This window comes from Enterococcus sp. 3H8_DIV0648 (genome assembly GCF_002140655.1).
GTDB classification, from domain to species: Bacteria; Bacillota; Bacilli; order Lactobacillales; family Enterococcaceae; genus Enterococcus_A; species Enterococcus_A hulanensis.
In genome coordinates, this window is record NZ_NGLG01000001.1 from 2475451 (window position 1) to 2490040 (window position 14590).

General features: G+C 42.1%; 16 protein-coding genes. 4 read left to right on the plus strand and 12 right to left on the minus strand.

What is annotated here, in order from left to right; genetic code table 11:
• Positions 1-127: 127 nt before the first annotated feature.
• Positions 128-547, plus strand: a complete 420-nt coding sequence (locus A5875_RS11365) for a VOC family protein (protein ID WP_242551105.1) — start codon at positions 128-130, stop codon at positions 545-547.
• Between the two features lie 49 nt (positions 548-596).
• On the opposite strand, the gene A5875_RS11370 is transcribed toward A5875_RS11365, so the two are convergent.
• A complete protein-coding gene (locus A5875_RS11370) occupies positions 597-1445 on the minus strand; it encodes a MerR family transcriptional regulator (RefSeq protein ID WP_088933692.1) in 849 nt (282 codons plus the stop codon).
• Positions 1446-1622: 177 nt separating this feature from the next.
• Here A5875_RS11370 and A5875_RS11375 point away from each other — a divergent pair, with 177 nt between their 5' ends.
• A complete protein-coding gene (locus A5875_RS11375; RefSeq protein ID WP_088933693.1) occupies positions 1623-2651 on the plus strand; it encodes an NAD(P)H-dependent amine dehydrogenase family protein in 1029 nt (342 codons plus the stop codon).
• A 59-nt stretch (positions 2652-2710) separates the two neighbouring features.
• Here the strand turns inward: A5875_RS11375 and A5875_RS11380 are convergent, their stop codons facing one another.
• From A5875_RS11380 to A5875_RS11390, 3 genes are read right to left on the minus strand one after another with little or no spacing between them, the layout of a single operon-like run.
• Complete coding sequence (locus A5875_RS11380; protein WP_088933694.1) at positions 2711-3925, minus strand: ABC transporter permease; 1215 nt, start codon at positions 3923-3925, stop codon at positions 2711-2713.
• The gene (locus tag A5875_RS11385) at positions 3915-4601 is read right to left on the minus strand and encodes an ABC transporter ATP-binding protein (RefSeq protein WP_088933695.1); all 687 of its coding nucleotides are present in this window, start codon (positions 4599-4601) and stop codon (positions 3915-3917) included. The genes A5875_RS11380 and A5875_RS11385 overlap by 11 nt, the downstream gene beginning before the upstream one ends.
• Positions 4598-5416: an efflux RND transporter periplasmic adaptor subunit gene (locus tag A5875_RS11390; protein WP_088933696.1), complete on the minus strand. Its 819-nt coding sequence runs from the start codon at positions 5414-5416 to the stop codon at positions 4598-4600. The genes A5875_RS11385 and A5875_RS11390 overlap by 4 nt, the downstream gene beginning before the upstream one ends.
• 269 nt (positions 5417-5685) lie before the next feature.
• On the opposite strand from A5875_RS11390, the gene A5875_RS11395 reads away from it, so the two are divergent.
• Together A5875_RS11395 and A5875_RS11400 are read left to right on the plus strand one after the other, a co-directional pair.
• Positions 5686-6228 carry a biotin transporter BioY gene (locus tag A5875_RS11395; protein WP_088933697.1) on the plus strand — a complete coding sequence of 181 codons (543 nt, stop codon included), beginning with the start codon at positions 5686-5688 and terminating at the stop codon, positions 6226-6228.
• A 105-nt stretch (positions 6229-6333) separates the two neighbouring features.
• On the plus strand, positions 6334-7491 hold the full coding sequence (locus A5875_RS11400) for a macrolide family glycosyltransferase (protein ID WP_088933698.1): 1158 nt from the start codon (positions 6334-6336) through the stop codon (positions 7489-7491).
• A 40-nt stretch (positions 7492-7531) separates the two neighbouring features.
• Here the strand turns inward: A5875_RS11400 and A5875_RS11405 are convergent, their stop codons facing one another.
• From A5875_RS11405 to A5875_RS11440, 8 genes are read right to left on the minus strand one after another with little or no spacing between them, the layout of a single operon-like run.
• Positions 7532-8065 carry a histidine phosphatase family protein gene (locus tag A5875_RS11405; RefSeq protein WP_088933699.1) on the minus strand — a complete coding sequence of 178 codons (534 nt, stop codon included), beginning with the start codon at positions 8063-8065 and terminating at the stop codon, positions 7532-7534.
• 3 nt (positions 8066-8068) lie between these two features.
• Positions 8069-8539, minus strand: coding sequence for a hypothetical protein (locus A5875_RS11410; RefSeq protein ID WP_088933700.1), 471 nt, complete (start codon positions 8537-8539; stop codon positions 8069-8071).
• A gap of 16 nt (positions 8540-8555) precedes the next feature.
• Entirely contained in the window at positions 8556-9701 is a 1146-nt protein-coding gene (gene dgoD / locus A5875_RS11415) for a galactonate dehydratase (RefSeq protein WP_088933701.1), read from the minus strand.
• A 19-nt stretch (positions 9702-9720) separates the two neighbouring features.
• Positions 9721-11088, minus strand: a complete 1368-nt coding sequence (locus A5875_RS11420) for a PTS galactitol transporter subunit IIC (RefSeq protein ID WP_088933702.1) — start codon at positions 11086-11088, stop codon at positions 9721-9723.
• A 24-nt stretch (positions 11089-11112) separates the two neighbouring features.
• Positions 11113-11391, minus strand: coding sequence for a PTS sugar transporter subunit IIB (locus A5875_RS11425; RefSeq protein WP_088933703.1), 279 nt, complete (start codon positions 11389-11391; stop codon positions 11113-11115).
• An 18-nt stretch (positions 11392-11409) separates the two neighbouring features.
• Positions 11410-11868, minus strand: coding sequence for a PTS sugar transporter subunit IIA (locus A5875_RS11430; protein ID WP_088933704.1), 459 nt, complete (start codon positions 11866-11868; stop codon positions 11410-11412).
• Positions 11868-12500 carry a bifunctional 4-hydroxy-2-oxoglutarate aldolase/2-dehydro-3-deoxy-phosphogluconate aldolase gene (locus A5875_RS11435; RefSeq protein ID WP_088933705.1) on the minus strand — a complete coding sequence of 211 codons (633 nt, stop codon included), beginning with the start codon at positions 12498-12500 and terminating at the stop codon, positions 11868-11870. Before A5875_RS11435 ends, A5875_RS11430 begins: the two co-directional genes overlap by 1 nt.
• 15 nt (positions 12501-12515) lie before the next feature.
• The gene (locus tag A5875_RS11440) at positions 12516-14558 is read right to left on the minus strand and encodes a BglG family transcription antiterminator (protein ID WP_088933706.1); all 2043 of its coding nucleotides are present in this window, start codon (positions 14556-14558) and stop codon (positions 12516-12518) included.
• Between the last annotated feature and the right edge of the window lie 32 nt (positions 14559-14590).

Sequence of the window (14590 nt, forward strand, 5' to 3'; positions counted from 1 at the left end):
TTTATTAAGTTTTTGGCGATTTTTCCCGCAAAAAACGCCCCGAAAAAGCAGGATAAAGTCTACTCTATCAAGGGTTTGCGGCGCCTTATTCTGCTATAATCATAGTGACTAAATAATGCTGAAGGAGATGGTTGTAGTGAAGGGAAATGATGTCAGGATCGGCGCCTGCCTATTAGTTGGCGACATGGAGACGATGGTTCGTTTCTATCGGGATACCTTGGGATTTCATACGGAATGGTCTGATGGTGATTTCGCAGCATTCGAGACAGCAGGTGGTGAGCTTTCTTTATTCATGTATAGCAGGAAAGCCTTCGTGCAGGCAATCGACGAGAGCTATGTTCCGCCAAAAGGAATCAATCAAACCTTTGAAATCGCTCTTTGGCTGCCGCGCTTTGCGGACGCAGATGCTGAATATGAGCGGCTGTCCAAGCTCGATCTCCAATTTCCCACTGGCGAACCCATGACCTTTTCTTTTGGCATCCGCAACTTTTACGTTGCCGATCCAGAAGGAAATCTGCTTGAAATCGGGAGTATGAATGAAACGTAGAACCAATAAGCCGCCAGATATCCATTTATCTGACGGCTTATCCTTTATTCTATCGCCACATATTTTCTGTGCGCTTCTTGACTGGTATCTGCATCCGAATAAACATCGTTCGATTCATCGCATCGGTCTTGTTTTTCTCATAAACGACTTCGCAGACATAATCACCGACGATCTGGTAGTTCTGCTCTTGCAGCGCGTCCTTGAACTGGCTCAAGGCTGGCAGCTCCTCCTTGAAGGAATGGCAATAGAAGGTCGCGTACAGTCCGCTCTTTAAGCATTCTGTATGCTTAAACGAATTCGGGGTGAAAATAAACAGCTCCTTTGAAACAAATTCCTCCGCTAAAAATTGCTTTCTCGGCATGATCGTCCCCACCCGATTGAAGCGTCCGATCGGGATTTTCTGCTGCGAGACATGATTTTTGAAGGCTCGCAGGTAATACTCGTACTCCTCATCGGTCATTTCATAAATATTTTTATCAATGGAATAGGTCAGGATCGGCCGCGCTGGAAAGTGTGCCACTTCGATTTCAGTCTGGTTTTGTTTCTCCTGAAAAATCAACGCCCCTGCCTGAAACGAATCAATATCCTCCAATTGCTGATCGAGGATTTTTCGCTGTTCCAACAATTCTTCCTTCTTCTTCTCAACGGTTTGGCTCAGTTCCGCCAAGCCTTCCGTCTCATTCATAATATGCTTGATCTCTTCTAACGAGAAATTGAACTGCTTCAAAAACTGGATATTGTCGACTGCCGCCGACTGATTGATGTGATAGTAACGATAATTGCTGGCTTCATCGATGGATACCGGATGCAGCAGATCGATCTGCTCGTAGTAACGCAGCGTTTGGACAGATATATTGTTGTATTTCGCAAAGTGGCCAATTTTCATTTTGGAAAACATTTCAAAACTCTCCCTTGACTCTATAGTTACTATAGACATTATACTATTATTGTGAAATACAGCACAATAATAAATAGAAAGTTCATTTAACCATTCGACGAACGTTATCCGGCTTGAAAATAGAATGAATTTGTCACTGAGAAGTTCATTCTTAAATATAAAAAAGGAGGCATTTCAATGAGTTTGCAAAAGATCAAAGTTGTTCAGTATGGGTGCGGCAAGATGGCGAAGGTAATCATCAATTATCTCTATAAACACGGGGCTGAGATCGTCGGCGCGATCGACACGAATCCTGATGTAGTCGGCAAAGATATTGGTGAATTTGCGGAGTTGGGGTATGCGACAGGGATCAAGATTTCGGACAATGCACAAGAGGTTTTTGACAATTGCGACGCGGATGTAGCCTTAGTCACGATCTTTAGTTATATGCCGGAAATGTACGAATTTTATGAATTGTGTCTTAAGAATAAGGTCAATGTGATAACTACTTGTGAAGAAGCAATCTATCCATGGAACACCTCGCCAGCAGAGACCAATAAGCTGGATAAGCTGGCGAAGGAAAATGATGTAACGATCATGGGTGCCGGAATGCAGGACATCTATTGGATCAATATGCCGTGCCTGATGATGGCGGGAATGAACGACATTAAGAAAGTCAAAGGCGCGGTCAGCTACAACGTTGAAGACTATGGCTTGGCACTAGCGGAAGCCCATGGAGCCGGCTATGATCTGGCTCGTTTTGACAAGGAGATCGCCCAAGCCGAAAGCCTGCCGTCTTATATGTGGAATGCCGGCGAAGCGATCTGCTCGAAGATGAACTGGACGATCCAAAGCATTTCCCAAAAGAGTGTGCCGTTTACGCTTGATGAAGAGGTGTACTCGGAAACTTTAGGCGCAACGATCAAAGCCGGCGACGCTATCGGAATGTCTGCCGTGACAACGATCATGACCCATCAAGGGATCGAGCTGGAAGTCGAGTGTATCGGAAAAGTTTATCGCGAAACAGACGGTGATATGTGTGATTGGGAAATTACCGGCGAACCGGACATGGTCTTCTCGCTGGATAAACCAGATACCGTAGCTCATACCTGTGCGACCCTCGTTAACCGCATCCCGTCCGTTATCAAAGCCCCTGCCGGTTTTGTTACCGCGGAAAAAGTCGACGGGATGAACTACATGACTTACCCTATGCATATGTATTTGTAAGATGAACGAATAAACCGCCCGTAAGCGAATGTTTACGGGCGTTTTTTTATTGATTTTATTTAACGTAATAAGGAAACAATATCCTTCTTCGCCGCACTCTTAGCCGGCAGCCAGCTAAAGACGATCCCGATCACGACCGACAAGCCAAAGGCCAGTGTCACCGTGAACAGATCCGGTCGTACCGCCAGCGGAGTAAACATACTGATGACAAAGCCTAACAGCATCGCGATCAGGTAACCGATCGTGCCGCCGACTAGGGTCAGCGAGATGCCTTCCAGCAAGAATTGCGTCATGATGTTGCCTTTCGTACCGCCCATCGCTCGGCGGACACCGATTTCTTTCGTCCGTTCCGAAACAGAAATGTAGATCATGTTCATCACACCGATCCCTGAGATGAAAAGCGAGATGCCCCCGATTACTGAGATCAGCAAAGTCATGCTCGTTAAAAGCATCCGCAGCTGATCCACCTGACCGGCTAGATCTTCTGCCCGATAGCTGCCAAAATCCTTCCAAGAGCCGTATTTCTTCAACGTATTCTCTGCTTCTTTTGATACGCTTTTAATATTGGCGTTTGACTTCATTTTGACTTGAACCATGCTGTGATTTTCCGAATCAAAATAGTTTTCAAAAACATTTATCGGCACCTCGGCCATGACGTAATTTTCCTGCGTCCCGATGATTCCGCCGGTTTCGCGGTCCTTCATGATTCCTACCACTTCAAACAAATGCCCGCCAACCTTGACACTTTGGCCAATCAGCGCTTCCGGCTGTTCCTTTTTCAGTGATTTAGCCGCCGTTTGGTCGATGACCACTACCGGATTTTCATTGTAATAATCACTAGCACGGATAGGGCGGCCGTAAACGACTGGACTGCCTTCATCTTTAAGTAATTTGAAGCTGTTTCCACGACCGTCATTGGTTGCGTCATCAAAGACTTCATCGGCATATCTTGCCCCATTTTGAGAATTATTAAAATATTCAACAGATTCCACCCCTGAAATGCTTTCCAGCCGGTTCAGGTCTTCTTCGGTAAAAACATCCAAACCGCTTTCGGTGAAGGTCTTATCCGTTGGAGTAAAGGTATACCCCACACTATTATCAAACTGATCCAGCCCAATAAATTCAGAAGCATAATTTTCAAACGCCCGGCCGATGGAAAAGACCGTAATAACCGAGGAGACACCAATGATCAGCCCGATCATGGTCAAAAAGCTCCGCCGTTTATTTTTCCCGATGGCCTTGAAGGAGGTTTTCCAGACTTCACTAAACCGCATGTGCAGCACCTTCTTCCAAGATCTCGCCATCTTTTACGGTGATGACCCGCTGACAATACGCCGCAGCATCAGGGTCATGCGTCACCATCAAGATCGTGACGTTTTCTTCTTTGTTCAATCGGGTGAATAATTGCATGATTTCTTCTGAGGTATGGCTGTCTAACGCCCCCGTCGGTTCATCCGCCACGATAAATTTCGGATTGCCGACGATCGCTCGGGCAATCGCGACCCGCTGCTGCTGTCCACCTGAAAGTTGCTTCGGCAGCTTATTGTATTTATCCGCGATCCCGACCTTGCGCAACGCCTCCATGACTAATTTCTTGGTTTGCTTTTGCTTCATGCCGCCGTATAACAAGGGCAAAGCCACGTTTTCCATCACCGTATTATTGTCGATCAATTGAAAAGCTTGAAAGACAAATCCAACTGATTTATTCCGCAAGGCCGACAGCTTCTCATCGTTAAAGCGGTACGCATCTTGCCCTTCGAAGCGATAGGTTCCCTCAAAATCACCATCCAAAAAGCTGATCGTATTGATCAATGTGGACTTGCCTGAGCCCGAGGGTCCCATAATCGCGACAAATTCGTGTTCATCGATGGTTAAATGAATGTCCTTTAAGACGTGGATACGGTCTTGATCGGCCGTATAGAATTTGTTGATATTTTCCATTACAATCATTCAACCGTCACATCCATCCCATCTTTCACTGACTTGGCATCTTTGATGATTTTGTCATGTTCATTTAACCCGTCATGTAAAAGGTAATAGCCGCTGCCCTTTTCAACCGTTACGGTCTGTTTTTGCGCCTTGTTCTTAGCTACTGTATAGACGAAGTATTCGCCGTCTTTTTCCACCACACTCTTTAACGGCAGATGGATCTCATTGCGGGGAATCAATAATTCGACAGAATAACCAACCGGGATCGCTTCATCAGGAACCGCGGTAAAGTTATAAGTCACTAAGCTGGTTTTTTCCTCTTTTTCAGGCTCGTTGTTCATTTCAGCGATCGAAGTGACTTTTCCGTTGACTGTTTTTTCGTTATTGGCATACTTGATTTCAATCGGTTCATTCAAGGCAACCTTGGAACGATCGTATTCTGTCACGGTTCCCTTAATCGCTGATTCTTCACTCTTCAGAACCATCAAGGCCTGCTGCGGATCATTTTTCGCATCCTCATTCAAAGCAGTCACAACAGAATCATTCGCCGCACGGATCACCTCGCCCCAACGATAGGTGACTAAAATAGTATCCTTGGCAACATGATCGCCCTCATTTACATGGATCGTCTGAACGGGTCCTTTTTCAGTATCAACTAAAACGGTTTGTTTTCTCGTAGACTGGACTTGGCCTTTCAAGTGCAGCGGTGTCTGCTTGCTGACCTGATACATTTCTACTGCTGGATCTTCTTTGGCCTTGGCTTGGGTATTTTGATATAAAAAGAAGCCCGCCCCCGCAACCACTAACACTCCGATACTGATGATAATTTTTTTCATTTTTTTTATTCCATTCCTTCCATTGCAAAATTATCCTACACGTTCTTTACTCTTTAAAGTTTAGAGGAAAGTACAGCGAACGACTTCCAACGAAAGTGCAAAGTCCAGCTAGTCCTTTAGACCGAAGAACATTTGTTGTTTTTATGTCCGGATTATTTATAGCTGACCAGCAAAGAGCCGTTAATAAAATTTCTCTTTACATCTCGTTAACCATCTATTATACTTTCGTTAACCAAAACAAAATAATAAGTTAACGAAAGAGTGAGTCTATGAAATTAAGCAGTCGAGAAATTGTTTTAGCCGGATTATTTGCGGCAGTGATCAGTATTTTATCCCAATTCACCATCCCCTTTGGTCCGATCCCTTTGACCCTGCAAACTTTTGCGGTCGGTTTTGTGGTGACTATTCTAGGAAAGAAGACGGGGACTATTGCCGTTGCCATCTATCTATTGATGGGCATGATCGGTTTGCCGGTACTGGCTGGCGGTTCAGCCGGAATCGCCCATTACTTTGGTCCGACCGGCGGCTTTTTAGTCGGGTTTATCTTCCAAGCCTACTTCACCGGATTGATCCTTGAAAAAGCCGCCTTTAATTATTTTTGGTCGATTTTCGCCAATGTGATCGGTGCCTTTATCACCCTGTTCTTCGGGTCTTTATGGTTGAAATTCAGCGGCAGTCTGCCGTGGAATGCTGCTTTTTCAGCAGGCATGATCCCATTTATCCTGCCAGGCTTGATCAAAGCACTGGCCGCAGGTTATCTAGGTGTCCTGCTTGGCAAGAGATTGCCCTTTACTAATTTGGTGTATCGTTAAGTTTCCGATTATGGAAACTTTTTTTCTTGACTTTTTAATCAGGGTACCATATTATATTAAATCGTAAGGTGCCCTTAATAATAGTTATGAAAGAAGCGAACAGTTATGACCAAAGTTTTATTTTTAAATGTGACCACTCACGGCCATGTCAATCCTTCACTAGGTTTAGTCAAAGAACTATGTGACCGCGGGGTTGAAGTCGTTTATTTTTCCAGTGAAGAATTCCGCGAAAAGATCGAAGCGGCAGGAGCCGCTTATCGTCCGTATCATTATGATTTGAATATTTTTAAAGGCGGCTTTGAGGTGCTGCTGGATCACGGTTTAGACATTATGCAGGACATTCTGGATCAGATTCAAGATGATTCATTTGATGCCGTCATCCACTCCATCGCCATGCCCTTCAGCAAACAGCTCGCTGAATACTTGATGGTCCCAGCCGTTTCCATGCTGGCTGTTTTTACCGGCTTGCAGGATTTTATGCAGCCGGACAAAACACATTTAGCCGGAAAATTCAAAGCAATGAATGATGCCTATCTGCTGGAAGCCAAAAAAATCGAGCAGACATTGTCGATCCAAATGCCTACCCGCTTTTTCGATTTGATTTTTAATGTCGAGCCCTTGAACATCGTCTTCACCTCGGACTATTTCATGCCGGAAAAAGACCGAGCGTTCTTTGATGAGAAATACCTTTTAGTCGGTGCGGATATTTCTCAACGTTTAGAAGATACAGACGGCTTTCCCATCGAACGACTGAAGCAAGCAAAAAATGTCTTGTACATTTCCTTCGGGACGATCTTTGGCGATTTTGCCAAAGAGCTTTATCAAAAAATCTTTGACGCCTTCGCAGATTCCGATTACCTAGTCGTCATGGCAGCCCATCATGTAGGCTTAGAAAATCTAACCATTCCGGACAATTTCATCGTGCAGGATTACATTCCGCAAAATGAAGTATTGAAATACGCTGATGTCGCCATCACCCATAATGGCTTGAACAGCATGAACGATTTGATTTTAAACGAAGTCCCCTTCGTCTCAGTGCCGCTGGGTTCCGATCAGCCCGCACTTGCCGACCGCTTAGTCGAATTGAACGCAGCCATTCGCTTAGATTATCAACAATTGGATAGCGCCGAATTAAAAGCCGCGGTAGAAGAAGTACAGGTCGAGCCTGTTTATCTAACCAATCTAAAAAAGATCAAACAATCCTTCCTAGATGCCGGCGGCTACAAAAAAGCTGTTGATGCCATTCAAGATTATCTAAACTAAAACGAAACACCTATCCCCCCGCAAGGAATAGGTGTTTCGTTTATTTTTTTCTATAGGCAACCAATTCCGTATTCTCAATATTGAAACTCAAAAACTCCGACATTGTCTTTCCATTAAAATAGTTATCTACCACCCGACTTACAGCATTATGGCTGACTAATAGTGGTGTGTCATTTTCTTGATTCGTTAGTTCGGCTAACAATGGATAAATTCTACCTGCCACATCTAAAATCGATTCGCCTTGTTCAAAAGGCAGTGAAAACTCAATTCTTCTGTTTTGAAATTCTTTTGTTTGTATCGGTAGACTGTCATATATCCCAAAATCCATTTCGATCAATCGTTCGTCCACTATAACTGGCAGACCAAGTTGATTTGCGACAACTTGTGCGGTTTCTTTAGCTCGGATCAAAGGAGAACAAATTACTTGAGTAATAGGATCAGTTAACATTTTAGCTTGTTCCGCTAACATTACCGCTTGGTTATATCCTTCTTCTGTCAAAGGAATATCCGCACGACCGCAAATTCTTTTTTCAATATTCCACTGCGTTTGACCGTGACGTGCTAGGTAAATCATTTTTTACCTTCTCTCATCATCTATTTCTTCCCCTATAACTAAAAGATCTTGCAGATTCATTTTCTCAAAATAAGAAATCAATTCTTCTTTTGGCGTATCAAAAACCAAAGATAGTCGGCTATTTTTACTTTTGTAAAAAGAGACGAACTGCGCATGGTTCGATAATGCTTCAATCTGAATTTTTTTGAACGCATGAAAATCGCCTGTTAGAACACCTAGCTTGATCAAATGGTCCTCACTGACTCCTTCTTTCATAAAACCAAACATAAAGATTAGAACGGCAAAGGCAATCAATTTAATTTGATCAGCTAGATTATTTGACCAAAAAACAGTGGTTAATGTAATTGATAAAACCACAGAAATACTCTTCTTAATCCAGCTGCTTTTAGCGACTAGTTTTATCTTTTTTTGTTCTCTAACTTGTAAAATGATCAATAGCAATAAGAACATCGCTATTATTACAGCCTCTGCCATCACGCTCACCTTTCCTTTACCATTCAGCTATTGTTCCGTCATAATTCTTCCATTGAGGATTCGTCCAAACCAATCCTTCTTGTGCAATCTCTTTAATCTTCTCTTCATCCATTTCAAGTCCTAAACCTGGTTTATCAGGCAAGTCAACATAGCCATCTTTGTATTGAAAGACTTCCTTATTTTTTACAAAATCTAATAAGTCAAAGCCTTTGTTGTAATGAATGCCTAAGCTTTGTTCCTGAATGAAAACATTGGGTGTGCAAGAATCAACCTGCAACGTTGCCGCCAGTGCAATTGGTCCATAAGGTGCATGAGGAGCTACCGCTATATCATAGGCTTCTGCCATAGCAGCAATTTTCTTCGTTTCTAAAATCCCCCCGCACAATGCAACATCCGGCTGAATCACATCGATCGCACCTTGATTGAAAATGTTCTTGAATTGCCAGCGTGTATACAAACGTTCACCAGTAGCCAGAGGAACTGCGACTGAATTGGCAATTTCTTTGAAATGCTCCTCATTTTCAGGTAAGACCACTTCTTCTAGGAACATTGGATGATATGGTTCAAGCGCTTTGGCTAACACTTTAGCCATGGGCTTGTGTACTCGTCCATGGAAATCGACCCCAATCGACATTTTGCTGCCAAAATGATTATGAATTGATGCCACTCGCTCGACTACTTCTTCTACCTTTTCATAAGAATCAATATAATGTAATTCAGAGGTCGCGTTCATTTTGATAGCCGTGAATCCACGATCAAAACGATCCTGTGCTTGCTCCAATACTTCACTCGGACGATCACCGCCAATCCAAGAATAAACTTTAATTTTATCCCGCGCGGCACCTCCTAATAATTCATAGACAGGTACACCAAATGCTTTTCCTTTGATATCCCATAGAGCCATTTCAATACCAGAAACAATCGTTCCATTAATAGGACCACCACGGAAAAAGGAGCGGTGCATCTCTTGAAATAAGCGTTCAATTTCAAACGGATTCCTTCCAATTAGACGATTCCCGATTTCATAAGCACCAGCGACTACAGTTTCCGTCTTAGTACCAGAGATCATTTCGCCCCAGCCATCGATACCTTCATCGGTACTGATTTTGATAAATATCCAGCGCGGTTTTATTTTATATACCTTAATTTTTGAGATTTTCACGATCGTACTCCCTTTTAATTTAATTTGATGGAGCTTCCTTCATGTTTTCCACATTGATTTTCTTAACACCTTCGAAGTAATACCAAGCACCTGCAAAAACGAGCAGCAAGATCGGAATACCAATGAGTGGTTTAAAGGTGAAGGCTAAGAAAACTAAGTAACTTTGAATCATTGCTGTCGCCGCAAAGGATGAGATCAGCATCGCGTTAGCTCCTAATTCGATCCCAACTGATTTAGCGATTGCAGTCAGAACCGGTGCCGTAGCAGTACCACACCATAATAGTGAAGCCGTCACTACTAACCCAATCACAATATTCTTAAGCAAATTCCCTCTAGTCAATGCAACCACCATCGCTACTCGAAAAGGAACAACGGCTAAATCGGCGAATGGCAACACACGATTTCCTGGTAAAACTAGAGCCATAGCGATTGTTAGTGGAATAATGATCAGTGCAGTTGTAATAACATCTGGATTCCCCACGACAACTGCTGCATCTAGTCCGATGAATAGACGGCGTCCTTTGAATTTAGCTTGCGACCATTTTTGAGCCGCATCAGATATTGGCATCAATCCCTCCATAAACAAAGAGGTCATCTTAGGAATCAAGACAAGTACCGCAGACATACTTACTCCTAGTTGGAATACTTGCGTTACATCAAAACCTGCTAGCACACCAATTACTAAACCAATAACCAATCCCATAATCATCGAATCCCCAAAGAAGCCCAAATATTTTTGTGCGTCCTTAATTGTAAAGCTCGACTTACGAAATAATGGAATACGATCCAATAACCAGTTTAACGGCCATGCAATAACTAACGATGACAAGGCTGAAACTGTTGGCAAAGAAACCCCAGGAATTCCAAAGAATCCCTCTACCATCGGTTGCGACCAGTCGGAAATCTTGAAGGTAATAATCGCCATAATTACAGAAGCTCCGACACCTAACAGAACATTCTTAGTTACGAAATAGACCATTACTCCTACGATTGCCATATGATGATAATTCCAAATATCCACATCCAGCGTATTTGTTCGTTTGAGAATTAATAAGATAATATTGACAATTAAAATTGCAAAGACCAGCAACGGAATGATTGGCGAAGCCCACGTAACCGCGGCAATTGATCCCCATCCAACATCTAATGCGTCTAATTGAACACCCGTCCGTTCAACCATTGCTTTTGCGGCTGGTCCCACATTGGTCGTCATAAAATCAAGAATCAGCTTAATCCCAGCAAAACCAATCCCCAACGTCAAACCTGATTTGAACGCTCTAGTGATTTTCAATCCAAAAATCAAACCGATGACGGTGATGATTACTGGCAGCATCACCGTCGGTCCAGCAGCCATCAGAAAGTTAAAGACACTCATAATTGCTTTCATTTTTGTCCCTCCTCAATAGGTAGCTTATTTAACATAGTTCATGATCTCTTCCATCGTTTGTTCCATGCCCATACCAAGCAGAATCGGCATTCCTTTAACTACTGGAACATCCCCCGTTTGCCCTTCGAACTCACCAGTGGTGATTAATAGGTCGTAGTCTTGTACTTTGCTCGGAACTTCCATCAATTTTGTTTGAGTAGTATCAACCTGAACTCCTTGGCTAGTTAAATATTCTTTCACTTTTGTTGCAACTACTGTTGAAGTTGCAATCCCATTTCCACATGCAATCAAAATTCTTTTCATCCTATATTCCTCCTAATTTTAAGCTACCGCTTGCTCTAAAAGACTTAGCAATTCTTTATTCGATTTTGTATTAATCATGGCTTTTCTCAAAGGCTCGTCCTGAATGATCGAAACGATTTTTTGCAGCATTTCTACCTGACCATGGGGTTCACCAATCGCCATCATGATCACAATTTGAATCGGCAGCGCAGCCTGTTTCTTTTCCATATTGTGAAACTCAACAGGCTGTTTCAATGTGGCAATCGCCAACGTGGTTTTGTTGACCATTTCAAAATTGGCATGCGGGATCGCTATACCGGGCTCTGAAGATGGCAAACCAGTGGGATACTCCGCTTCTCTATCTTGAATCGCTTGGATGTATTCATGTTTTACATAGCCTTTTTCAAATAGCTTCTCAGCTAAAAATGCCAAAACATCCTCTTTCGTTTTCGCAAAAACTTCTCTAAACACTAATTCTTCATGCAAAAATAATTCCATCAAACACCTACTCCTTCCACACTGGAAAGTAATTTCTGCATAGACTCTGCTAATCCATCACTATATAAATTTTCTAAATCGCTTTTGTTAAACATCCCTGAGCCAAGTCCTAAGTAACTTGCACCATTTGTCAGAAAATCTTTTGCGTTGTCTATCGAAATCCCTCCAACTCCCATTAAAGGCAATTTTCCTAATGGTGCCTGCACATCCTTAAAAAAGCGTGGGGACAACACAGAAGCTGGAAACACTTTAACAATATCTGCGCCACTATGAAACATTTCATTAATTTCCGAAGGAGTCATTGCTGCTGGTACGGCAAGCACCTCTTGCTGCTTAGCAAAATCCAGCATCTCCTGTGTAAAAACATGCGGTCCTAACAGAAACTCAGCCCCGACATCGATTGCCTCTTTGACGTCGTTCATTGACCGTACCGTTCCCGCACCAATATGAATGGCATCTCCATATTTTTCTGTTAATCGTTTGATTTGATTCAATGCATCAGTCGTATTCAATGTCATCTCCACAGCAAACTCGTTTTCTAAACCTTTCATCGCTTTTAAAATGGCATCAGCTTGTTGAAAAGTGTATCCCCGCATGATAATCGTGAAGCGTGGATAATCCTCTATTTTCATGTCAAACCTCTCTTCTCATGTAAATTGTCGAATGAATTGATAAATTGTTTTAGTTTCTTTTTTAGAAAATAATTCGCTTAAAAATTCCTGATTGGTACTAATATCCGCGATTTGATTAATCGCTTTCAAATGTTTGGTTAAATCAAGAAACGACAAAGGAAAAATAATCTGGATTCCTTTTCGGTTAGGAAATTCTATGGGCTTTTTACTAATTAACAAGCTGATACCTTCTCTTTGAACTCCGTGTTCAGCAGTTGTATGGGGAATACATGTCTTCTCCCCAAAATAACCAGCATAGTTTGGCTGTCTCATTTGCTGAAGACAATCTAACAGAAATTCATCATTGATAATTTGATTGTCCATCAGCGGTTTGCAGGCCAAAGCCACCGCATCTTCCCAAGTAATATCTTCATCAATCACCGTGATGTAATTCGGTTTCAAGTAATACGTTAACGAAGGCAAGACTTTGGTATTTTCTAATGGCGAATCCTGTTTTTCCTGTAACAGAAAATATTGTAATTCCTCCTTCAATTCCTTAGAGCTGGGAGCATCAGAATACTTTTGAATAATTCCCATTAATCGATCAACTGATTGATCGATTTCATTGATTCCAAGCTCGTTTAAGACCCTATAACGTAAGCTGATTTGCTCCTTATAGGTCATGATTGGATCAATAATAAATTGAGGCAGGTCCGTTTCCAGTGGAATAGTTGTAAAAACAAGATCGTAATCCACTTCAAATTGATAAAAATCACGCACAGAAAACGATGATAAAAATTGCAGTTCGGTAAAAAGCTTTTCTAGACTTTCTCGAATAACCTTTGAAACCATCACACCGTTTGTACAAACGACAACTGCTCTTGGCTTTTGTTTTTTTATAAGATGTTGATTACTTAACTGAAAACCAAAGTAGTAAGAAAGAAGGTCTAGTTCATCGCTAGGAAAGGCGCGTCTCAACCAATTTTCTGTTGGAACAATCAGCTCCTTCATCAGATCGCTCAAGATCGCATGATTGCTGTCTTGAATTAAGCTATCTAAAGAGTACATCCCTAAACTCAAGTTATACTTGATCCGGAAACAAGCCGGACGCAGATGATTTAAAATACGACGTTCAAAATTCTCTCTATCCTCGATTGTGATAAATGTTTGCTGTTCAAAGTTGGCCACCATTTCACGGATTAATTCCTTCAAATGACGATCAGAATCGAACTCTTGCGTTGTTTTCTTTTCAAAAATATTTGATATCAAGAACAGTAATGTCATCCACTCAAGATAGCTGCTAGATAATTCCCATTCCGTCTCTTTAATCAAAACATTCAAAAAACGGTATTCTGGTGTATCTTTTACTTCACCTTCAAAGAAATTCTCTGTCCCCAGCTTACTTTCAGCAACGCCTCGAGCCAAAAGTAGTGGCAGTGTGGTTTTTAAGTACTCTAAGGATTCATCTGAATAGCTTAGATGCAGCATCTGCTCCATGTTATGAATCAGATGAACAACTTCCTCTTTTGATACCTCACTGCTTAACTGTTCAGTCAGTTCAGCTCGTTTAAAAATTGGATAGCGTTTTACCAAATCAGCTAGAAGCTGCAGAACTTTATGCCCTGAACCTTCGATTTGATAGCCTTTCGCGCGATCGTATTTCAGCGATAAATAATACTTTTGAATCAGCCGATCTGCTCTTTTTACGTCCTCAGCCACTGTAGTTTTTCCAACTCCAAGGAATTCACTTAGATGATCAACGCTTACGTACTCAGTATTCGTAATTAGAAACATTGAAAGCAGTGCAGCTCTTTCATCATCTGAAGGAATCATGTTTAGTTGTTCAGCTTGCGTTTGTTGTGTTGCAAGCATCTGTAATACTTCCAAAGGAACATTAAAATCACCAGCATGGTTACGTTCAATACTTGGAATTTTCTGAGTGATCAATTCAGAATTAAATTGGTTAATGGCGTAATTGATTTGCCTTCGGGTTAGCCCAAGCTCTTCTGTCAGTTCAGCCATTTTTATTTCAGGCTTCTTTGTTAATATGGTCAGAATATTTCGGATCCGTTGATTCATTTTCTTTCCCTCCTGACATCTTCATTATAGCG